The 21,944-nt window shown below is 63.5% G+C and carries 15 protein-coding genes; 3 read left to right on the top strand and 12 right to left on the bottom strand.

All coding sequences use genetic code 11. The annotated features are described in order from the left end of the window. Positions 1 to 18: 18 nt before the first annotated feature. Positions 19 to 1,665, top strand: a complete 1,647-nt coding sequence (locus AC07X9_RS16280; RefSeq protein ID WP_017183929.1) for an alkaline phosphatase D family protein — start codon at positions 19 to 21, stop codon at positions 1,663 to 1,665. A gap of 94 nt (positions 1,666 to 1,759) precedes the next feature. On the opposite strand, the gene AC07X9_RS16275 is transcribed toward AC07X9_RS16280, so the two are convergent. From AC07X9_RS16275 to AC07X9_RS16250, 6 genes are all read right to left on the bottom strand, one after another. Next, positions 1,760 to 3,082 (bottom strand): NAD(P)/FAD-dependent oxidoreductase, encoded by a 1,323-nt coding sequence (locus AC07X9_RS16275; RefSeq protein WP_017183928.1) that lies wholly within the window; start codon positions 3,080 to 3,082, stop codon positions 1,760 to 1,762. A gap of 70 nt (positions 3,083 to 3,152) precedes the next feature. Next, on the bottom strand, positions 3,153 to 4,559 hold the full coding sequence (locus AC07X9_RS16270; RefSeq protein ID WP_086012015.1) for an aldehyde dehydrogenase family protein: 1,407 nt from the start codon (positions 4,557 to 4,559) through the stop codon (positions 3,153 to 3,155). Positions 4,560 to 4,642: 83 nt separating this feature from the next. Then, positions 4,643 to 5,920 (bottom strand): NAD(P)/FAD-dependent oxidoreductase, encoded by a 1,278-nt coding sequence (locus AC07X9_RS16265; RefSeq protein WP_026002537.1) that lies wholly within the window; start codon positions 5,918 to 5,920, stop codon positions 4,643 to 4,645. Positions 5,921 to 5,931: 11 nt separating this feature from the next. Further along, a complete protein-coding gene (locus AC07X9_RS16260; protein WP_017183925.1) occupies positions 5,932 to 6,801 on the bottom strand; it encodes a GNAT family N-acetyltransferase in 870 nt (289 codons plus the stop codon). Between the two features lie 22 nt (positions 6,802 to 6,823). Continuing rightward, positions 6,824 to 7,240, bottom strand: a complete 417-nt coding sequence (locus AC07X9_RS16255) for a RidA family protein (RefSeq protein WP_017183924.1) — start codon at positions 7,238 to 7,240, stop codon at positions 6,824 to 6,826. Then, positions 7,234 to 8,409 (bottom strand): DSD1 family PLP-dependent enzyme, encoded by a 1,176-nt coding sequence (locus tag AC07X9_RS16250; RefSeq protein WP_017183923.1) that lies wholly within the window; start codon positions 8,407 to 8,409, stop codon positions 7,234 to 7,236. The genes AC07X9_RS16255 and AC07X9_RS16250 overlap by 7 nt, the downstream gene beginning before the upstream one ends. Positions 8,410 to 8,517: 108 nt before the next feature. Between AC07X9_RS16250 and AC07X9_RS16245 the strand changes: the two genes are divergently transcribed. Next, entirely contained in the window at positions 8,518 to 9,459 is a 942-nt protein-coding gene (locus AC07X9_RS16245; protein WP_017183922.1) for a LysR family transcriptional regulator, read from the top strand. On the opposite strand, the gene AC07X9_RS16240 is transcribed toward AC07X9_RS16245, so the two are convergent. The 6 genes from AC07X9_RS16240 to AC07X9_RS16215 form a co-directional block, all read right to left on the bottom strand. Then, a complete protein-coding gene (locus AC07X9_RS16240; protein ID WP_244917174.1) occupies positions 9,435 to 10,919 on the bottom strand; it encodes a sulfatase in 1,485 nt (494 codons plus the stop codon). The genes AC07X9_RS16245 and AC07X9_RS16240 overlap by 25 nt on opposite strands. A 50-nt stretch (positions 10,920 to 10,969) precedes the next feature. Further along, positions 10,970 to 12,052 carry an aldose 1-epimerase gene (locus AC07X9_RS16235; protein WP_017183920.1) on the bottom strand — a complete coding sequence of 361 codons (1,083 nt, stop codon included), beginning with the start codon at positions 12,050 to 12,052 and terminating at the stop codon, positions 10,970 to 10,972. Further along, positions 12,049 to 13,770, bottom strand: a complete 1,722-nt coding sequence (locus AC07X9_RS16230; protein ID WP_037514934.1) for a sulfatase family protein — start codon at positions 13,768 to 13,770, stop codon at positions 12,049 to 12,051. The genes AC07X9_RS16235 and AC07X9_RS16230 overlap by 4 nt, the downstream gene beginning before the upstream one ends. Before the next feature lie 61 nt (positions 13,771 to 13,831). Beyond that, entirely contained in the window at positions 13,832 to 14,851 is a 1,020-nt protein-coding gene (locus tag AC07X9_RS16225; RefSeq protein WP_241763677.1) for a LacI family DNA-binding transcriptional regulator, read from the bottom strand. Between the two features lie 274 nt (positions 14,852 to 15,125). Then, positions 15,126 to 18,050 carry a TonB-dependent receptor domain-containing protein gene (locus AC07X9_RS16220; RefSeq protein ID WP_495197984.1) on the bottom strand — a complete coding sequence of 975 codons (2,925 nt, stop codon included), beginning with the start codon at positions 18,048 to 18,050 and terminating at the stop codon, positions 15,126 to 15,128. A gap of 231 nt (positions 18,051 to 18,281) precedes the next feature. Next, positions 18,282 to 20,225 (bottom strand): glycoside hydrolase family 3 protein, encoded by a 1,944-nt coding sequence (locus AC07X9_RS16215; protein WP_254908087.1) that lies wholly within the window; start codon positions 20,223 to 20,225, stop codon positions 18,282 to 18,284. A 153-nt stretch (positions 20,226 to 20,378) separates the two neighbouring features. On the opposite strand from AC07X9_RS16215, the gene AC07X9_RS16210 reads away from it, so the two are divergent. Further along, positions 20,379 to 21,869 (top strand): sulfatase family protein, encoded by a 1,491-nt coding sequence (locus AC07X9_RS16210; RefSeq protein WP_017183915.1) that lies wholly within the window; start codon positions 20,379 to 20,381, stop codon positions 21,867 to 21,869. The last annotated feature ends 75 nt before the right edge of the window (positions 21,870 to 21,944 follow it).

Below are 21,944 nucleotides of genomic sequence, written 5' to 3'. Positions count from 1 at the left end.
AGCAGGAAAGGAACCGCCATGAGCTTCACCATCGACCGCCGCCTGCTTATCAAAGCCAGCATCGTCGGGCTGGCCGCCCTGCCCGTCCCCGGCGTTGCGCAGATATTGAGCCTGCGCGGCTTCACCCATGGCGTCGCCAGTGGCGAGCCGGGCGCGAATAGCGTGCTGCTGTGGACCCGTTATGTCGGGTCAGGCGACAGCAAGCTGCGCGTCGAGGTCGCGACCGACCCGGCCTTTGCGAAGGTCATGTCGGGCGGCGAAGTCACGGCCCGCGCCGATGCCGATCACACCGCGAAAATAACCGTTACCGGCCTTCAGCCGGGCCAATGGTATTTCTACCGCTTCATCGCCCCCGATGGCCGGATCAGCCGGATCGGCCGCACCCGCACCCTGCCGCAGGGGGACGTATCCCGCTTCGGCATCGGTCTCTTTTCCTGCTCCAACCTGCCCTTTGGCTATTTCAACGCCTATGGCCATGCCGCCGCGCGGGACGATATCGACCTGGTCATCCATTGCGGCGACTATCTCTACGAATATGATCGCGGCCATTATCCCAGCCTGGAGGAGGCGGTGCCCGGCCGCATCATCGAACCGGCGAACGAGATGGTGACGCTGGCCGATTATCGCCTGCGCTACGCCTCTTACCGGCTCGATCCCGATCTTCAGGCGCTGCACGCCGCCTTCCCGATGATTGCCCAGTGGGACGATCATGAACTGGCGAACGACGCCTATAGGGACGGCGCGGAAAATCATCAGCCCGACAAGGAAGGCGAATGGGCCGTGCGCAAGGCGGCGGCGGAGAAGGTCTATCGCGAATGGATGCCCGTTTCCGACGCGATGTATGACAGTTTCCAGATCGGTACGCTGGCCACCATCTTCCGTCCCGAAACCCGGATCACCGGGCGCGACAAGCAGCTGGACGTGCGCGAAGCGATCGCCGGGCGCGGGGACGTCGCCAAGGCGCTCGCCGACTTCCGCGATGGCGCCTGGAGCGCGCAGGACCGTACGCTGATGGGCACGGCGCAGGAAAAATGGCTCTATGACGGGTTCGGCAAATCCAAAAAGGCAGGCACCGCCTGGCAGATCCTGGCCCAGCAAGTGATCATGGGCTATGGCCGTTTTCCGACCAACGCGGCCGATTGGGTGCCCGCCAACGCGCCGGAGATCGTGCGCAAGTCGCTGGCCGGCGCGGTCGCTGCCTCGCAGGCGGGCCTGCCCTATAATATGGACAGCTGGGACGGCTATCCGGCGGCGCGCAACCGCCTGTACGACGCGGCGCTTGGGGCCGACGCCGACCTTGTCGTCCTGTCGGGCGACAGCCACAATGCCTGGGGCTATAATCTGGGCGATCGCGGCCCCGGTCAGGGCGGCGGCAAGGACCGGGTCGGCGTGGAATTTGCCGGTCATAGCGTCACGTCGCCGGGCTTTGAAGCCTATGCCAAGGGCGTGCCGCCAGCCGACATTGCCCGCGCCCTGCGCGCGGTCAATCCGGGCATGGCCTTCTGCGACACCAGCCAGCGCGGCTATGTCTCGCTGGAGGTGACGCCGCAACAGGTCGCAGGTTCATGGCACTTCATGAAGGACATCCGCACCCGCACGACCGAACTGGCCGGTACGCACCGCATGACGGTGCAGCGCGGCGCGAAACAACTGGTGGACGCCTGATCGGAAAGACTCCCGCCTCCACGGGCTATGTCCCATGGAGGCGGGGCCGTATCGGACGGCTCATATTGTGAAAGCCTGCCCCATTCGCGCAGGATTATAGCGCGCCGACTTCAATCCTTGTCCCATCGGACCATCGCGACAGCCGATAGGGGTGGGGATCGACGCTGGGCTTGTCATTGGCGATCAGTTCCGCCGCCAGAAATCCAATGCCCGGCCCGACGCCAAAGCCATGTCCCGAACAGCCAGCGGCCAGATAATAGCCGCCAATCCCTTCGATCGGCGAAATGACCGGCACCGCGTCGGGGGTCGAATCGACATAGGCGCCCCACGCCTCATCGACTTCGATGTCCGCAAGCGCCGGGAAGCTCGCGCGGACATTGGCCAGGATCGCAGCGATGAATTTCGGATCGGGATCGGGGTCCAGCACCCGGATGTCGGAAAAGCGGTGCTCCTTGGCAGACCACCAGCTCGAAACGGATTCCGGCCCGACGAAAAAGGATTTGCCGACACCCACCTGTACGGCCCGCAGACGCTTGAGAAACATGGGCATGAACGGCTTGGCGTAACGCAGGCTCTGGGGCGTCACTTCCAACGTGGCCTTGCCGCTGATCGTCATCGTATAGCTGCCGTCCAGCCTGCGGGTGAGCGCGCAGTCGGGGGTATAGAGCACTTCGCCGACATTGGGCGCGGGGCGGGAACGAAGCGCGGTCTGGCGCACGCTGGCCTGGGGAAACCGCACGCCCAGTGTATGGCAAAATGCTGATGCCCAGGCACCGGCAGCGCACAGGACGGCATCGGCCGCGATAAACCCCTTCTCCGTGTGGACGCCGCTCACGGCCCCATTGGTTATATCGAGCGCATAGGCGGCGCATTGTTGATGGATCGTCGCGCCGTGCGCGCGCGCACCTTCGGCAAGGACAGGCGCGGCCAGCGCGGGTTCCGCCTTGCCATCGCGGGCAGCGTGGATGCCACCGCGCCATTTGCGTTTGGTTTCGGGGAAGGTTTCCGCCGCTTCGCGCGCCGACAACATGCGCGTTTCGACATCAAACAGCCGCGCGACCTCCTGCCACTTTTCCCATTCGGCCAACTGCTTGTCATCATCGCTGGCATAGAGAAGGCCGGTTCGGCGAAAGCCCAGATCCTGACCGATTTCATCGGCCAACCCGTCCCAGAGCCGCATCGACAGGACCGACAGCGGCATTTCGCGCATGTCCCGATTCTGTTGCCTGCACCATCCCCAGTTCCGGCTGGATTGTTCACAGCCGATATAGCCCTTTTCCAGCAGGGCCACCGACAGGCCGCGCCTGGCGAGATAATAAGCGGTCGCCGCGCCGACGATACCGCCCCCGATGATGACGACGTCGGCGGACCGGGGCAGACTTTCGTCGCTGGCGATCTTTTTGGTTCTGGGGGACATGATGAAGTTCCAGCCTGCGTTCAGTCAATAAGGTGGGAAAGGTTCTGGCGACAGCCCCTTCAAACGTTGGTCATGACGGGCCGTATCCCAATATCGCCTTGGTTTCGAGGCATTCTTCCAGACCGAAAACGCCATATTCGCGGCCATTGCCCGACTGTTTGTAACCGCCAAAGGCGGCATGGGCGTCCCAGGCGGGGTGATTGATATGCACCTGGCCGGATCGGATGCGGCGCGCGACCCGGCGCGCGCTTTCCAGGTCCGCCGACTGGACATGCCCGCCAAGGCCGTAGACGGTGTCGTTGGCGATGGCGATCGCGTCATCTTCCGTCGCATAGGGGATGATGCACAGTACCGGCCCGAAAATCTCCTCCTGCGCGATGCGCATGTCGGTCGTGACGTCGGAAAATATGGTGGGCCGCGTGAAATAGCCCTCGCTCAATCCTTCGGGACGACCGGGACCGCCGCAGATCAGCTTCGCCCCTTCGTCGATGCCGACGCGGATCATATGCTGAACGCGGTCGAACTGCGCCTTGTTGGCAACCGGGCCCAGAACGCTGTCCTGCGCCATCGGATCGCCAACGATCATGGTTTCCGCATGACGGCGGGCCAGTCTCTCCACCTCTTCCAGCCGGTCGACGGGGACGATCATCCGCGTCGGCGCGCTGCACGACTGGCCGACATTGCGCAGGGCTGACGCGACGCCCAACGGCACCACGCGCGCGAAATCGGCGTCGGGCAACAGGATGTTGGGCGACTTGCCGCCCAGTTCCTGCACCACGCGCTTGACCGTTACCGCCGCCGCCTGCGCCACCAATATGCCCGCACGCACCGGTCCGGTAATGGATATCATGTCGATGTCGGGATGCGACGCCATCGCAGCCCCAACCTCTTCCCCGGTGCCGTTGACCAGATTGAAGACGCCGGGGGGCGTGCCCGCATCATGCATGATCTGCGCGAACAGCAGCGCGCTCAGCGGCGACAATTCGCTGGGTTTCAGGACGGTCGTGCAGCCCGCCGCGATCGCCGGCGCAACTTTGGCGGTGATCTGGTAGAGCGGCCAGTTCCAGGGCGTAATCAGGCCGCATACGCCAATCGGCTCCCGCACGATCGCGGTCGATCCCTGATGGGTGATGAACGCATAGTCGCTCAACGCCTCCATCGCCGCCCGCACATGGGCGATGCCGAAGGGCACCTGCGCGCTGCGCGCAAAACTGATCGCCGTGCCCATTTCCGTGGTCATCGCGATCGCCAACGCTTCGGCCCGCTCCTCCATCAGCGCCAATATCCGCCCCAGCAGCGCGCGCCGTTCCTCGACCGGCGTGACGGAAAAAGTCGCGAACGCACTTCTGGCGGCGGCAACGGCATCATCGACATCGGCGTGGGTGCCCATGGCCAGCGAGCCGATGACCTTTTCGGTCACCGGACATACGAGGGCGCTCATCTTGTCGGACGATGATGTACGCCACGCGCCATCAATATAGAATTGGCGATATTCTGGGACGCTCACGCTGATCTGTCCTTATGAAGCTGTTGCCGACAGGCCCGGTATTCGGGACCGTTTCAGTGCAATATGTCCTGCAATTTATAATAGGCGCCGACGAACGGCAGGAACCATGTCGGTCCGAAATGCCCCGGAATGGCCGGCCAGGCGAAATCGCCCCACGGATTGGCAGCGGGGTTGCCGTCCATCACCTCGGCCATGATCTGGCCCATATGGGTCGACATCTGCGTGCCGTGCCCACTATAGCCCATGGAATAGAACAGACCGTCATGCTCGCCCGCGCGCGGCAGGCGATCAGCCGTCATATCGACCATGCCACCCCAGCAATAATCGATCCGGGCGTCGGACAGGCCGGGAAAAATATCGACCATCGATTTCTGGAGGATGGTCCCGCTCTTCACGTCCGACCGGGGATTGGATCTGGCAAAGCGCGCCCGCCCGCCAAAGAGCAGGCGATTGTCCGGCGTCACGCGGAAATAGCTGACGAAATTGCGCGTGTCGGTCGCGTTGCGACGATGCGGCAACAGGCTGTCCAGCCGCGCCTGCGACAGGGGTTCGGTCACGATCAGAAACGCACCGACCGGAACGATGCGGCGGCGAAAATAGGATAATGGCCCGACAGCGGAGGTGCCCGTCGCCAGCAGCACCTGCCGGGCCGTGACATCACCCGATGGCGTGGACAGGCGATGGGCGTGGCCGTTCAGCCGCTTCATGCCCGTGACCGGGCTGTCCTCATGCAGCCGAACGCCATGGCGCGCCGCTGCGCTTGCCAGACCATGAACGAATTTGCCCATATGCATCGCCGCGCTTCTGGGAAAGATCAGCCCGCCGAAATAGCGGTCGGTGCCGACTTCCGAGGGCATATCCTGACGCGACACCATATAGGCGTCCGGGTCCGCGCCCTGCGCCATCAGTTCCTGCGACCGCGCCAGCTTGTCATAATGTGCGGGCTTCGCCGCCATCTTGAGCTTGCCGACGCGCTTGAAATCGCAGTCGATCGCTTCGTCCCGGACGATCTGCTCGACCGTGTCGACCGCGCTGTTGAAGCTTTGGTAGAGGCGTTTGGCGACATCCGGGCCAAGGCGGCCGACCATGCCGGCATAATCCTGCGCAAAGCCGTTGTTGCACATCCCGCCATTGCGCCCGGATGCACATCCGCCCAGCCGCCCGGCTTCCAGCAGGATGACGCGCGCGCCCTTCTTCGCCAGCGCCAATGATGCGGAAAGGCCGGTAAAGCCACCGCCCACCACTGCCACGTCATAGTCGCCTTCGACCGGCCCTTTTTCGGTGCCAGAAAAGACGGGGGCCGTGTCGTGCCAATAGGGGATAAGTTTCATGAACTGCGCCTTCAACCGAAAGACTGGCTTGCAAGACTATAGGTCCGGCCTTCTCCCGCGACGGCAGGACGCTGTCCCCGGATCATGGTCGTGACGTGGCCGACTTCGGGCAGGCCATTTGTCGTCAGCCAGTCGCCCAGACCGCTATCGCCGCTAATGTCGATCCGCAGAAATGTGCCCGCATGTTCCGCCATGAAATGGTGGATCAGTTGCCGCGCATCGCCTGCCGTTGCCGCGACGACCGGCCCGACCGCCTGACCAAAGCCAAAGCGCCGGCACATGGCAAAGCCCGTGATCACCCCGTCCCGTTCGATGACTGCGGCGGTGCCGATGCGGCTGAACGCCTCGATCAATCGGGTCCGCGCCGCGCCGAAGGCCTGTTCGTCCAGCCTGACGATGGCGGGCAGGTCGCTTGCCTGCGCCGTTCGCACCGCGCTGTCCGGCAAGGGAGGGATGCTATCCGGCAGTCGGGCCTGATGCTGGTGAACCGTGCCGACATCGTGGAACCCGAAGCTTTCATACAGACGATGGCCCTCCACCGTCGAATTGAGCAGAAGCGCCCGGTCGCCGGTCGCGTCGAGCATCTGTTCCATCAACGTCCGGCCCAGTCCGCGTCCCTGCATGGCGGGCGACACGATGATGATGCCGCAGGTGGCAAAGGCGTCGCCATAGGGCCACCAGAGGATGGAGGCGACGATGGCGCCATCGGCTTCCGCCAGCAGGCCGTGGCCCAGTTCCAGCGCGATGCGCCAGTCATCCTTGCGATATGGCCAGCTGACCGCCTGCGATAGCGCCAGCGCACCATCGAGATCCCGGTCCGCGCCGGTCATGGGCCGCACGATGATGGAAGGATGGGTGGAAATCGCTCTATCCTCTTTCATGTCACATATCAGTTCAGCGCCATCAGTCCGCGCAGGCGGCGATGGCGTCAATTTCGACAAGATAGCCATAGTGGAGATGCGGGACGGGAACGACCGACCGGGCCGGGCGAACGTCGCCCAGCAGATCGGCGTAGATAGCATTGAAACGGGGCCAGTTTTCGATGCCGACGATATAGACCGTCACTTTCAGGAGACTTTCGGCCGAACTGCCGGCTGCCTGCGCCACCGCCAGCAGGTTGCGGATGGCCAGCCGCGCCTGATCGTCAAAATCCGCTTCGGGACGGTGCGTGCCATCAGGGTCGATCGGCAACTGGCCGGAAATATAGGCAAGACCGCCATGCTTGATGGCCTGCGCATAATGACCGCCTGCCGCGGGCGCATTGGCCGTCGTCACGGGAAGCGGGCCGTCGCCCGTCGCGTCGATGCGCGTCATCACCATCCTCCGAACCGGGGCCACACGGCCTCGATCCTGTCGCCCTGCCCGCTGACGACATGATAGCTGTCATGCTGCGCGCCCGTCGCGCAGGCATGGTTGGGCAGGATGCGCAGCCGCGTGCCGATCGGCAAGTCGGGGAGCGACGCCGTCGAACCGGGCCGAAGCGTGATGATGCCATGCTCCTGATTCGCTTCGGACAGGATCAGATCGTCCATAGGCTGGCCGTGCACATCGCAGACCAGGCCATATCCCTGATCGACCGCCTGCTTGGCGGTACCGCGATCGCGCGACATCGCCATCCATCCGGCATCGACCAATATCCAGCCCTTTTCAGGCTGGTGCCCGATCACCGTCGCCAGCACCGACACCGCAATATCGTCGATCGCGCAGACGCCGATCCCGGCCATGACCAGATCGAAAAAGACGAACACGCCCGCGCGCATTTCCGTCACGCCGTCCAGCGTTTCGGCGAAATGCGCGGTCGGCGTGGACCCAGCGCTTACGACCGGGCAATCGAAACCCGCTTCGCGCAGCAGCGTGGCGGCCTGAACCACCGCCGCGCGCTCGCCTTCGGCCGCTGCGCGGATCGCATCGTCGCCGATCGCGCCATAGCTTGCCCCGGCATGGGTGAGCACCCCGCGCAAGCTGCCGCCATCTTCCAGCGCCTGGGCGATGTCGATCAGCAGCGCGCGATCGCCGGGCAGGACGCCCGACCGATGACCGTCGCAATCAATCTCGATCAGGGCGGGTATCCTGTCGCCCGCCCGGCGCGATGCTTCCGCCACCGCGCGCGCCTGCTCGACCGTGTCCAGCGTGACCGACACGTCGACCCCCGATGCACGCAGGGCCAGCACCCGGTCGATCTTGTCGGGGGAAATGCCCACGGCATAGGTCAGGTCGGTCACGCCAGCGCGTGCGAACTGCTCCGCCTCCTTCAGTGTCGAAACCGTCGCCGGACCCGCTGGCGCGGTCATGACCCGCCGCGCGGCATCGACCGACTTCGCCGTTTTCAGATGGGGCCGCAATTGCACGCCCAGCCGCTCCATTCGCCCGCGCAGCCGCGCGACGTTGCGGTCCATCCGATCCTGATCGAGGATCAGGCAGGGGGTGCCAACGGTCCTGAGCGTTTGAACGCCCGCATCGGCGGCATATCGTGTCTTTTCATCCAACAAGGCTGGTTCCGCTTCACTCTTTAGGGGGCGTGACAGGACAACCAGTCTATGGAATTTCCCCTCGTCTTCAATTAATAGATTCGTCATTTCCAATTAAGGTCAGACTTAATGCTATCGAGTGAGGATTTCCTGTTCTTCGGGGTCATTGCCGGGTCAGCCTCGCTGGCGGACGCATCGCGTCGGCTCAACGTGTCGGCGCCAGCGGTGACCCAGCGGCTCAAGGCGCTTGAACAGCGCGTGGGCGTACGGCTGATCGACCGTTCGTCGCGCGGGCTCATGCTGACCGATGAAGGTGAGCTTCTGGCCGCCCAGGGCTCGGCGATCGTCGATGCGATCGAGCAACTGGACGAACGGCTGGGCCAACGATCGACGAGCGTCAGGGGAAAATTGAGGATCGCCGCGCCCTATGGCTTTGGCCGGGAATTCGTCGCCCCGGCGGTCAGCGAGTTCGTCCGGTTGCATCCGGAAGCCACGGTCGCGCTGGAACTGTCCGATCATCCCGCGTCGCTGTCATCGGACAGTTGGGATGTCGTCATTCATATCGGGGCGCTGCACGGGACGACCCGGCTGGTCACCACGCTCGCCCCCAATCGCCGCATCGTCTGCGCGTCGCCGGCCTATCTTCGGGATCATCCCGTCATCAAGGCACCCGTCGATCTGCAACAGTGCCGATGCCTGGCGTTGCGGGAAAATGACGAGGACGTCACGCTGTGGCGATTTTCCCGGCCCGACAGCAGCCCCGAAACGATCCGGATCAAACCTTTCATGTCGACGAATGACGGCGCGATCATGCGCGGCTGGGCGCTTGCGGGACTGGGCGTGATCATGCGGTCGGAATGGGATCTTGCCGACGACCTTGCGACCGGCAACCTGGTGCAGATCCTGCCCGACTGGCGCGCGCCCGACGTGGACGTGGTGGCCCTGCTGGGCGCGCGCCATGGCCGCAGCCGCCGCATCACGGCCTTCCTCGACATCATGCGCAGGCATCTGCATCCCGTGCCGTGGCGGGTCAGGCCATCAGGCGGCTATTCAGCCCCGCCAATGCCGTAACGCGGCCCCGGAGAGGCTTCGGGCAACATCGCCTTCAACCGCTGGACGATGTGGGCATAGCGTGGATCAGCCGCCAGATTGCGCGTCTCGCCCGGATCGCGATCCTCATCATAGAGTTCCGCGCCCAGCTTGCCCTTCTCCCACTCCGTGTAGCGCCAGCGGGCGACGCGAACGCTGCGACCGCCCTGCACCTGGCTATAGGCGGGCTGCGTCCACGCCTTCGACGCCGGATTGTCCAGCAGCGGCTTCAAACTGTCGCCTTCAAGGCCATCGGGCTTGGGCAGTCCGGCGATCTCCGCGATGGTCGGATAGAGATCGACCAGTTCGACCATCTTCCTCGACACGCGCCGATTGCCTTTCGCGCCGGGCATGTTGATGATCAGCGGCACCTTCACAGACCCTTCGAACAGCATCTGCTTTTCCCACTGGCCATGTTCGCCCAGCAGGAAGCCGTGGTCGCTGGTGAATATGATGATCGTGTTGCGATCAAGCCCCAGCGGCTTGAGCGCATCCAGCACGCGGCCGACCTGCGCGTCCATGAAAGATGTGGCGGCGTAATAGGCGCGCACGAAGCTGCGCTGCTGATCGACGGTCAGGTCCAGATTCTGGAAGCCGACCAGTCCGTAGGATGCGGGCAGCACCTTGGCCAGCGCCGCCGGGTCCTCCGGCTCGAACTTGACCTTGTCCAGCGGATACATGTCGAAATATTTTTTGGGCGCAACTTCTGGGACGTGCGGGCGATAGAAACCGGCGGCAATGAAGAAAGGGCCGTCCCGATGCTCTTTCAACATGGCGATGGTTTCGGACGCGACCTTGCCGTCGGTCTGCTCCTCATCCGTCCCTTCATCCGCCAGGAAAGCGAGCGCGCTGCCCAGCCGCCCGGACGGATGCGGGTTGAGGATGGTCATCCGGCCATCCCGCTCATTGATCTTGTCCCGCCCGGCAGGATTGACGACACGGTCCCATGATGGCGTGTCGTCAGGCCCGCTGGTCCCGATGTCGCCGGGCACGCCCTGATGATAGATTTTGCCCACGCGCCCGGTGAAATAGCCATTCTGACGGAAATATTGCGGCAGGGTCACGACGCCGGGCAAATTGTCCCGAAACTTGGTTTTCAAATCCCAGACGCCGGTGGTGTCGGGCCGTCGCCCGGTCAGGAAGGAGGCGCGGCTCGGCCCGCACCAGGGATATTGCGAATAGGCGTTGGCAAAGTTCACGGATCGTTTCGCCAGCCTGTCCAGATTGGGGGTCTGGACCGGCTTGAAGCCGGTCGCGCTGGTCCGGGTGTTCAGATCGTCGGCGATCAGGAAAAGGACGTTCATGCGCTGCTGCTGCGGGGCGGCCTGTTCCGGCGCGCTGGTCCTGGCAACAACGGGCTGCGACATGGCGCAGGGGGCCAGCGCCAGCATTGCCGCCTGCACCCACAAACTCGCCCTCTGCCTGCGCTGCCTGCTCATCATGCTTCCCTGATCCCTTCTGCCGCAGGACGAACGCACGCCCTGCAATAAAACTACAAACGAATGTCGGCGGAGAACGCCCATGTGAAACTCTGTCCCGGCGGCAGCAGCACGACGCCGCCATCGGACAGCGCATTCTGCCGCCCATACCATGGCTCTGGACTGAAAAAGCCCTTGTCGACATTGCCCCAGAGATTGAAGGCGACGACATCGCGCTCCGCCGGACGCCGCGACTGTTGCATGATCATGATCGATCCCACGCCAGGCTGCGTCAGCGTGACGGCGGGGCGACGCCGAAAACCCGACCAGAGCAGAGGAACCGCAGTTTCAGTGCCAAGCGAGGAGAGCGGCGCGACTTTAAGGGGGCCGACCGCGCCTGTGCCTGCGGGCCGTCCATAGGCGTCCAGCAAAAGCCGCGCTCGCCCGTCGGTACTGATCCTTGCGTCGGCAGCGTCGCCCTGCCCGCCAAGCGGCAAGGCGAAGGTGATGTGATTGCCGATCGAAAAGGGCATCGCCACGTCGCCCAGGTTCGTGACCTGATGGGTGACGCTGATCCGCTCGCCACGCAGCGCGTAGGTGATCGACAGGCGAAACGGGAATGGGAACAGCGCGCGGCTTTCGGGCGTGTCGCGCAACGCGATCGTGACGCTCTCTCCGCTCGCCCCCTTTGGCGGGGTAACGACCGACCATGCGCCATTTTTGGCAAAGCCATGGATCGGCATCGGCCACAGCTTCCCCTGCCATTGCCAGCCGGCGGCCTTGTCAGCCTTGCCCTGCGAAGGATCGGCAGCGAAGGTGCGTCCCGTTGCAGGCCACATCACCATCGCCTTGCCCGCAAAGCCGGGCTGCGGGCAGAAATCCATGCCGCGATAGAGAAGCTCATGGCTCTTGCCCGCCCGGCGCAGCTGCAACCCGACCAGCTGTCCACCCAGCGTCGGGGCGATCACGGCCGTCAGGCGCGACCTTTTGGGCTGGAGGCGGATCAGCGTCGCCGACAGGCGCTGGTCCAGGCATCCCGGTCCGTCCTGGGCCGCCATGGCAGGCGCGGCTGCAAGCAGCGCCGCCGCCGCCATGGCCAGCCCCGCCCGGCGCGGCGGGCACGTCACCGGCGGCACATCAGGCGTCCGTGCCGTCAATCCTTGATTCCCGCATTTGCATTCGCTTCCGGCGAACCAAGCACCGGGAAGCGCACGAACGCCTTGCCTTCATCATTCGCGCGCTGCTTGGCGACGCTGTCGGGCAGGACATTGTCCTTCCTGTCCACGCGATTGGGTTCCACCAGCCAGCTGTCCGGGAAAGGCGCAGCGCCGGTTCCCGCGCGGTTGCGCCGTACGCTGCCGATGGCGTTGCGTTCGCCATAGGGAATGGCGTGGCGACCGTCGCGATTGGCCAGTTGCTGGTACAACGCCTTGCGCAGATCGACCTTGGCCTGAAGATAGGCCGGATCGTCGATCAGATTGTGCATTTCGTCAGGATCGCGCGCCAGATCATAGAGTTCGTCGGTGTCGTAGACGCCGTAATATTGGATATATTTCAGGTTATCGCGCTGAATGGCGAATGTACCCGGCGTCATGGGATAGGCCCATTCCCAATAATATTCATAGGTGAAGTCGGGCGCCTTCCAGTCCTTGTCCGCGACCTTGCCGGTAATGAGCGGCCATGCGCTGACCCCTTCGAACTGCGCTGGCTTCTCCACCCCGGCCAGGTCCAGGAAGGTCGGCGCATAGTCGAGATTGCGTATCCGCCCAGTGTTGACCACACCGGCCGGCACCGTCCCCGGCTCATACATGACCATCGGCACGCGCACCGACGCCTGATAGGCGGTCCGCTTGTCGATCAGGCCATGATCACCGATCTGAAACCCGTTGTCGGCGGTAAAGACGACCAGCGTATCCTTTTCCAGCCCGTTCGCCTTCAGATAGTCGGCAATACGGCCAACACTGTCATCGACCGCGGCAAGCGCGCCATAATAATAGCGCAGATATTCGGTCATCTTCATATCGGTGTTGAAGAAGAAATCGATGCCGTGCCATGTGTTTCGCTGGTTATAGACCCACATCGGCTTGCCCTTGTAATTTTCGGGCGTGTTGGCGGCGCTGGCCGGAATCTTGAAATCGGTCCGATCGTACAGATGGCGGTAGCGCGGCGGCGGCAGAGGGTCCGAATGGACTGCCTTGTGGCTCAGATACAGGAAGAACGGCTTGCTCTTGTCGCGTTCCTTTTCCAGCCAGTTCATGGCGTAGTCGGTCAGTTCATCGGTAATATAGCCTTGCTGCGCGACCTTCTTGCCATCGACGTTCCACATCGTCGTTTCGCCGCCCTGCACGGCTGCATCGGGATCGCCGCTCGCAGGATAATAGCTCCCCTGCCCCCGGAAACTGACCCATTTGTTAAAGCCCGGACGCGGCGTGTCGACATCATTGCCCATATGCCATTTGCCGATGAAGGCGGTCTGGTAACCGGCCTTCTGCAGATAGGACGGGAAGAAGGTCAGCCCGGCTTCCGACGAATTCGCATTGTCGACAATGCCATGGTTGCGCGCGGTTTCGCCCGTCAAGATGGTGGCGCGGCTGGGGCTGCACAGCGACGACGTGACCACCGTATTGGGGAAATAGGTGCCGCCCCGCGCCAGCCGGTCGATATTGGGGGTTCTGAGTTCCGGCTGCAAAAAGCCCATGCCGTCATAGCGCAGGTCATCCAGCAGGATGAAGACGACGTTCCGCGGCTTGCGCGCCGGTTCGGCCTTGGCGGGACTGGCCGCCTTTTGCGCGGGGCGCGCGGACAGCAGGGTCGCGGGGCATGTCGCCAACACCATACCCGCCGCCAGCAACCCGTATAGACGCAGCCTCTTCATGACCCCTCCAATCTGTTTAGAGCGGTAATATCGCAATTGGCAGCGCTGTCAATGTCGCGCCTTACATGTCCTCGCCATGCACCTCGGCAGCCGCTCCCGGTTGCGTGGACCCACGGATGACGAGTTCGGGCACCAGTTCCTCCAGCGCGTCGGCATGGCCCAGAAGGACGGAAATGGCATTGCGCGCCATGCCCGGAATCGGCTGCCTCACTGTCGTGAGCGGCGGGTACATGGTGCGACTGCCCGGCGAATCGTCGAAGCCCGCAATCGCTATGTCGCGGGGTATGTCCAGGCCGATCTGCCGCGCCGCCGCCATCGCGCCCAGCGCCATCGCGTCGTTGGTGGCGAAAATGGCGTCGGGGGGTTCGGGCAAGGCCAAAAGCTGCTCGGCGGCGGCCTTGCCGGACGCGAAAGTGAAATCCCCCTTCACGACATAGTCGGCACGATAGGGCAGGCGCGCATCGGCAAGGGCGGACCGATAGCCCGTTACCCGTTCGCTGGCGGCGGCCTTGTCGAACGGCGGCGCGATGAGGGCGATGCGCGACTTTCCCGTCGCAGCGATATGCGCCACCATTTTGTGGCTGACGTCCGTGTCCCTGACAGGAACGATGTCGCCATAGCCCGACAGGGTGGACGCGACCCTGACCAGCCGGGTTCCCTTGCTCTCGATCGCCCTGACAATCGCGGCGTCGTTGCTGAGCGGCGGGACCAGCATGATGCCGTCCGGGCGCAGATTGGCCGTCACCCGCTCGACCAGCCTCTCCGCAGTCTCGTCCTGATCCCTCACCTCGACCACGAGATGATAATTGCGCAGACGACATTCGGTCGATGCGGCCACCAGCATGCTCGTCTGATAGCTGCTGAAAACGTCGCTCAATATGAAGGTGATCAGGAAGGATCGGCTGGCCGCCAATTGCCGCGCCGCCAGATTGGGGCGATAGCCAAGTTCATCGATAGCCTTCATGACCCGGTCCTTCATGGCCGGGCGGACATGGGCTTCGTTGTTGAGAACTCTGGAGACGGTTTTCATGCCGACGCCGGCCTTGGCCGCCACATCATAGATCGTGACCAAAAATCTCACCTCATTACGGACTGTCGCTGGGCGAACGGCCTATGGCAGCAGTTGGGCAGATGCAAATGTCATGATGTAGCGCAACCACGCAGTGCGACTCCATCAAGGCGGCACGGGTTTCATGGCCGCTATAGTTAGCGTTAAAGCGGGGCAGGCACGCCACGCTTGCGCATCGGGATGACGATTACCCCGTACCCGCCATCCGGGGCCATGCCCGGCAGGCTCAAAAGAAAAGGCCGCCCCGATCGAAATCGCGGCGGCCCATTATCCGGCACTGGTCCGATCAGTAGGCCATCCGCACGCCGACGCGGAAGGTGCGACCCAGCACGTCGTAAAGATTGGCGTTGGTGCCGATATTGTTGGCCGGCGCCACCGGCGGGTTGGTGTTGAACGCATTCTTGATCGCGCCAAACACTTCCACCATGCGCGGGCCATTGTCGATGATGCGATAGCTCGCATTCACGTCGACATAGGTGACCGCCTTGACGCGATTGTCGTTGATGCTGTTCGGCAGGGTCGGGCTATAGCCGTCATCCTGCGGCCCGACATAGGTGGTGCCGAACTTGCCCTTGGGAATATAGCGCGACTGCATGCCCAAAGTCAGCGGCCCGCTGGTGAAGGTGGCCCGCGTGTTGATCTGATAGCAGGACATGCTGGGATAGGCCTGCTGCGTGACGGTGCCGTTCTGGCATTTGCCGTCCAGTGGCGATCCCGCGTTGACATAGGTCAGCTTCGTATAGGCCGTGCCCAGGATGCGCAGGTCCAGCGTACCGATATTCTCGATCTGCTTGCGATAGCCCAGTTCGACGTCGAAGCCCTTGACCTGCAACTCGTTCGCGTTGGCGGAGATGTTGCGGATGAAGGTCAGAACGCCATTGGCGTCGCGGGTGACGAAGGCGCATGCATCCTGCGCGCCCTGGAAGCACTGGGTGACCAGGGTGGGGCCGCCCACGGCCGCGATATAGCCGGTGACCTTGATGTCATAATAGTCAACCGACAGCTGGAGATTGGGTATCGCCGCAGGCTGGATCGTGACGCCGAAAGTCTTGGTATGCGAAATTTCCGGGCGCAGATTCGGGTTGCCGCCGGACTGGGTGGCGACCTGCGTGCTGGTATTGGTCGCCGGGTCCAGGATCGCGCTGTTCTGGACGTTGGGCAGGATATATTGCTCGTTCATGTTCGGCGCACGGAAGTCGCGCGAAATGGTGCCGCGCATCCGCAGCCAGTCTACCGGCTTGTAGACCAGGCCGAGCTTCCAGGTGACCGCGTTGAAGCTGGAATCCGCAGGGCCAACGGCGCCGCCCGCCAGGGGCGCTTCGGGGCTGGAGAATTTATAATGGGCGTGCCGCACCGCGCCATTGACTTCCAGCGTCTCGGCAAGGGGAACGTTGGACAGCAGCGGCACATTGGCCTCGGCATAGACTTCGAACACCTTGCTGCGTCCGTGCAGGGCGCTGTAATTCTGAACGAAGCCACCAGCGGCCGATACCGGGTCGACGTCCGCCGCGATGCTTTCGGTGCGATATTCCGCGCCCGCCGCGACTGAAACCGGCCCGCCCCAGGCGTCGAAAGGCTGCCCCTGGACGTTCGCGCTGACATCGTCCAGCGTGATCCTGGACCGCTGAACGGCCGTGCCCAAGGCATATTGCAGCGCGGCGTCGCTGGCTGTGCCGACGCCGAACAGGTTGAGCGGCTGGCAAGCGGCGTCCGTCGTCACCGACTGGTTGACCGCGCAGACGATCCTGCCGGCATTGGCGCCCGTGCCGCTGACGGCCTGAACCGCGCGCGAGAAATTATTCTGATTGATGATGTTGCGCGCGACATTGTCCAGCTTGCTGACGCCCCGGACATAGCTGGCGTCCCAGGTCCAGCCGCCCAGATCGCCCTTCAGGCCGGTGGCGACCCGATAGCTTTCGACATGATAGTCGACGATCGGAACCAGCAGACCATCGCCCGCCTTGCCGATGTTGACGTTCGCCAGGCCGATCTGCTGCATCTGGCTGCGCAGCTGGGCGGGAAGGAAGGGATTGTTGACCGACAGCGTGATCGCGCCGGTGTTGAGCGGCCCCGCCCGCAATGTGCCTGCGGCGTTCTGGTTACCCGAACGCAGCTGCGCGAACGTGCCCTGATTGTCCGTCTGACCGTAGGAGCTGTCCACCCACGCCTTCAGATTGTCGCTCAGTTCCGCTTCCGCCCGGAAGAGGGCGGCCAAGCGCTTTTGCGGCCCCTGAAGATCGAAGGCGCTGCTGGCAGGATTGATGCCGCGGCGCGACCCGCCGATCATCTGGTTGTTATTGGGCGCGTAGAGCTGGCCGAAGGTGAAGGGCAGCAGCGTCGTGCCATCGTCCGACACCTGTTGCCCGCCAAATGCATTGGTCAGCCTGGAACTGACGATCAGACCAGCGGGCGTATTCTGGGACCAACGCACGTCGGGCGAGATGATCAGGGCCGGCAGGCCGTTCTGCGCGGAATTGGCGTTCGACATGACGCCATATTCCTGGGCGCACCAGCTGCGCGAATAGCAGTTGCCCGTCCTTTTCCGGTCCTGATAATCAAGCCCGGCGATGATGTGCAGACGGCCATCCAGGAATTTCTGGCCCACGCCGAACGAGTATTTCTGCTCATCCCCATCGCCAGCGTCCGTCACGCCATATTGCGCCGAAGCGCGAACGCCCTCCAGCTTGTTGTTGAGGATGATGTTGACGACACCGGCCACAGCGTCCGAACCATAGGCCGCCGACGCGCCGCCGGTGACGATGTCCAGCCGCGACACCAGCGAGCTTGGAATGAGATCGGTGTTGAACAGGCCCGTGAAGGTCGTCGCGGGAAAGCGCAGCCCGTCCACCAGCACGAGGGTGCGAACCGCGCCCAGACCGCGCAGGTTGATCAGGTTGTTGCCGGGGCCGTTGCCGCCACCGCCGACGAACGCCGTCGTCGAACTGGTATCGGTGCGCACGACGGGCAGGTCGTTGATGACCTGCGACAGCTGCGTCGCGCCGGTCTGCGCAATCAGGTCCGCGCCTACCACCGTGACAGGCGTGGGCATGTCCGCGCCGTTACGAACCACGCGCGAACCGGTAACGATGATGGCTTCGCTTGCGCCATCCGCTTCCCCCGCCTGCTCCTGCGCCATTGCAGCGCCGCAGCATGCCATCGCGGCCCCCGCGAGCAAGAATCCCAGATAATGACGATGACGCTGTGAAGCCACGATACCCTCCCCTGTTGCGGCGGCCTGTCAGAATTGGCCTGCCTGATTATGTGCCCCGACATCGATTCAGACGTTTGAGGGCTCACCCGTTGATGTAGCGGTAATTTTATATGGCAGCGCTGTCAATCGCATCGTTGCACGCTTGCCCACGATTGCCTGGCGAGCGATACAGTTTTGCAACAGTGCCTTGCGCGCCAGACACTGGCCTATACCGACCCGGATACTGCCAAATCATTTCAGACACAGGCCCGCACCCCTGGGGAACAGCGCCTCCTCGTCGTCCGACAGGTCCGCGCGCTGGCGTTCGACCGCGGCCATGGATGCCGGAAGCGCGAAAGGCAGGTGACCGCAGGCCGGACTGCGCCCCGACACTATGTCGAACAGGGCCACGTCGCTGGTGCCGAAATTGACGAGCACGGCCTTGGCATGCGGCATGAGGGCGGTAAGCACCGCGGGGCGATCCATTTCCACCGCGGCAATGACGGGCACATGTGCCGCCGCCCGCTTGAGCGCCACCAGCGCCGGATCATCGGCCCTGAAGTCGAGCCGCCCTTCATGCTGCCGCGACCCGAAAAAATGAAAAGGGTGCAGCTTTTCGAACGGCGTGGCGGCGCGCACCAGCGCTATGTCGGCCTCGGACGGGTCTTTGACGACGACATAGCCCGCCGAAGCCGCAACAGCCTCATCCACGCCATAAAGCCAGATTTTCTTGCGCCCCTTCAGCGGCAATAATCCGCCCTCGTTGCGCAGCAGGATCTGGCTTTGCCGCTGCGCCTTGTCCGCCTCGCTCTGCCAGGCGGCATTGCCGACCAGCCTGGCAGCGGCCTGTTCGTCGACATAGGGATTGTCGAACAGACCCTGCCGGAACTTGAGCGCCAATATGCGCCGCGCCGAATCGTCGATTCGCTCGACCGAAATTGCGCCGCTGCGCACGCCTTCCAATATCGGGGCGGCATCATCCACGCCGCCGAACTGGTCGATGCCTGCGTCCACGCCCTTGGCGAATCGATCGGCGACGCTCAGCGATTCCACGCCCCATGGCATGCCGATCGCCTGCGGCGCCTGGGGATGATTCGCATCCGGCGATACGCAGGTCTCCGGGCAGTCGCGCGTGATCGACCAGTCCGAAATGATCAGGCCCCGATATGCCTTTTCGCCACGCAGCAGGTCGGTCAGCACCTGTTTGCTGAACCCTGCGCCGACCGGCTCGACCGGCTTGCCGCCAATCGAGGGGCCATGCAGCGCGACATAGGTGGGCATCACGCCCTCGCTCGCTGCCGCCAACGGGCCATCGAACGCACGGACATGATCGGCAAATGACGCATCGGTCAGATGGACGTTGCGGCCATAATGATTGTGCCCGTCAAACCCTTCCGGCTCTGCGCCATAGCCGACCCAATGCTTGACCACGGTCGCGACGCCCATTGGCGTCACGCCGGTCGCGCCGCCCTGGAACCCTTCCACATAGGCGCCCGCCAGGCGGGAGATGGTTGCGGGATCGGAACCGAATGTCGCGGAAAAGCGGGACCAGCGCGGCTCGCTGCCCACATCGGCCTGGGGCGACAACGCCATATGGATGCCGACGGCGCGATATTCCTGCGGCGCAATATCCCCAAACCGGCGGACGAGATCGGCGTCGTCCAGCGCCGCAAATCCCAGCGTATCGGGCCACAGGGTAAAGCCACCGCCCGTCGTGCTCGCGCCGATCGTGGCCTGAAAATGGTGGCGCGGATCAGTGCTGATCGTTGCCGGAATGCCCAGCCTTGTGCCTTCCGCGATTTTCTGCACCATATTGTTCTGGCGCGCGAATTCCGCCGGCTTCACCACGATCCGGGTGATGAAGCTGTTGATCTTCCCGTCCTCGATCATGGCGCGCACCCGCGCCATGTCATAGCCGGTCGATGACACGCCGATCGCCGATCCATGCCCCGGCAGACTCGCATGCACCATCAGGCCGACTTTTTCCTCGATGGTCATGCGCGCCATCAGGTCATCGACCCGCTCCTGCACCGACAGGTGCGAATCCTCGTAGCGGTCTAGCTGGTTGTTGCGGTTCAGATCCCGCCACTGCGGCACATCAGGCGCGGCGGCGACCAGCGGCGTGGCCAGGGCAAAAAGCCCGGCGACGCAGGCCGGAGCCAGCAATACGCCCCGATACCGCTCTTTCAAGGCCATGCCCCCTCCTGTCCCGCAATGTCAGTTTAATTTAGCGCTATATTGATTATATCGCAGAAGTGGGCAAGACTGCATTTGCACAAGGCAGCATATCAAGTGACGGACCGGCCGGCCCCGCAGGGTGACGCGACGGTGGCCGCAAGGGAGGATGGGATGATCAACCAACGCAAGCGCAGGTTTTTGCAGGCCAGCGCAGCCGCCGCCATCATGGCCGCGTTTCCCCGCTATGCCCAGGCGGTCGACTATGTGAAGCGTGATCCGCGCAAGCGCCACAATCTGCTGCTCATCACATCGGATGATGTGGACTGGTCGGCGCTCGGCTTCATGAACGGACGGCGCGGCCTCACCCCCAATCTCGACAGCCTCGCCGCGCAAAGCCATGTCTTTGAGCAAGTGCGTACCGTAGCGCCGATCTGCATGCCCTCGCGCCAGGCGTTCATGAGCGGCCTGTTGCCGCACAAAAATGGCGGCAACGGCTTCTTCCCGATGCGGGAGGGTACGCCGACGCTATGCACCACCCTGGCTGCCGAAGGCTATTATTGCGCCGCCAGCCACAAGATCGGCCATATGCAGCCCGCCTCCTCCTTCCCCTGGGACTTAAAGCAGGAAGGCAAGGACCGTCATCCCATGGTGCATGCCGACATGCTCCGCCTCGCCGTCACGGAAGCGCAGGCCCAGTACAAACCCTTCTTCATCAACTGCAACATCAACGATCCGCACCGGCCATTTTATGGCGCGGAGGATGCGCAGGAAATCGATCACGAGCAGACCGGCCCCTACCGCATCCCCCGGCCGCTCAAGGCGGGCCAGGTTCCGATCCCCGCCAATCTCGAAGACTTGCCCGATATTCGGGAGGAGATGGCGCAATATTGGAATTCGGTGCAACGCCTCGACATCGCCGTGGGCAATATTCTGAAGGCTCTCAAGGATAGCGGCACTTGGGACGACACGATTGTCCTGTTCGTGGCGGATCATGGCATGCCGATGCCCTTTGCCAAGGCCAGCGTCTATGACCATGGCATCCGCACGCCCGTGCTGCTGCGCTACCCCGGCATGGGAAAGCCGCGCCGCTTCGATACGCTCACGACCAACCTCGACATATTGCCGACGCTGATCGAGCTGTTGCAGGCCAAGCCGATCGCGGAGCTGGACGGGCAATCCTGGGTTCCGATGCTGAAGGGCGGCGCGGCGCAGGACAAGCCGTTCGTCATGTCCTATGTCGACTATGTGTCGAGCGGGATGCTCTACCCTTCCCGCACCTTGCAGGACAAACGCCACGCCTTCCATTACACCGCCTGGGCGAACGGCAAGACCGAACTCAAGATCGAAAGCATGTGGGGCCTCACCTTCCCCGCCATGGCGAAGGCTGCGGAAACCGATGCGCGCATCGCCGCGCGCGTGAAGCAATATGTGATGGGCTATCCCATGGCGCTCTATGATCTGGAGGCTGATCCGGGCCAGCGGAACAATCTGATCGCCGATCCCGCCTACAAGGCCAAGGTCGATGAGATGAAGCGGCTGATGCTGGCCGAGATGGAGCGGACGGGCGATCCCCAGCTGGAAAATTTCCGCGTCTCGCTGGCCGGTGGCACCCCGGTCCTGAAGCAGGAGCCGGCCAAGTTCCGCATCCGTGGCGGTGACTGATTGGCCGAACCAGCCCGGCCAATGGGCCTGGTCGTCAGAGTGTGGATTGTTTGCCAATCCCCGCTTATGACGATG

This window comes from Sphingobium sp. GW456-12-10-14-TSB1 (genome assembly GCF_059424385.1).
Note: the sequence above shows the minus strand (reverse complement) of the source record. Positions and strands in the feature narration are given on the sequence as shown.

Coding starts and splice junctions, on each gene's coding strand:
- AC07X9_RS16280 (WP_017183929.1), top strand. CDS start 19: ATGAGCTTCACCATCGACCGCCGCCTGCTTATCAAAGCCAGCATCGTC.
- AC07X9_RS16275 (WP_017183928.1), bottom strand. CDS start 3,082: ATGTCCCCCAGAACCAAAAAGATCGCCAGCGACGAAAGTCTGCCCCGG.
- AC07X9_RS16265 (WP_026002537.1), bottom strand. CDS start 5,920: ATGAAACTTATCCCCTATTGGCACGACACGGCCCCCGTCTTTTCTGGC.
- AC07X9_RS16260 (WP_017183925.1), bottom strand. CDS start 6,801: ATGAAAGAGGATAGAGCGATTTCCACCCATCCTTCCATCATCGTGCGG.
- AC07X9_RS16255 (WP_017183924.1), bottom strand. CDS start 7,240: ATGGTGATGACGCGCATCGACGCGACGGGCGACGGCCCGCTTCCCGTG.
- AC07X9_RS16245 (WP_017183922.1), top strand. CDS start 8,518: ATGCTATCGAGTGAGGATTTCCTGTTCTTCGGGGTCATTGCCGGGTCA.
- AC07X9_RS16240 (WP_244917174.1), bottom strand. CDS start 10,919: ATGATGAGCAGGCAGCGCAGGCAGAGGGCGAGTTTGTGGGTGCAGGCG.
- AC07X9_RS16230 (WP_037514934.1), bottom strand. CDS start 13,770: ATGAAGAGGCTGCGTCTATACGGGTTGCTGGCGGCGGGTATGGTGTTG.
- AC07X9_RS16215 (WP_254908087.1), bottom strand. CDS start 20,225: ATGGCCTTGAAAGAGCGGTATCGGGGCGTATTGCTGGCTCCGGCCTGC.
- AC07X9_RS16210 (WP_017183915.1), top strand. CDS start 20,379: ATGATCAACCAACGCAAGCGCAGGTTTTTGCAGGCCAGCGCAGCCGCC.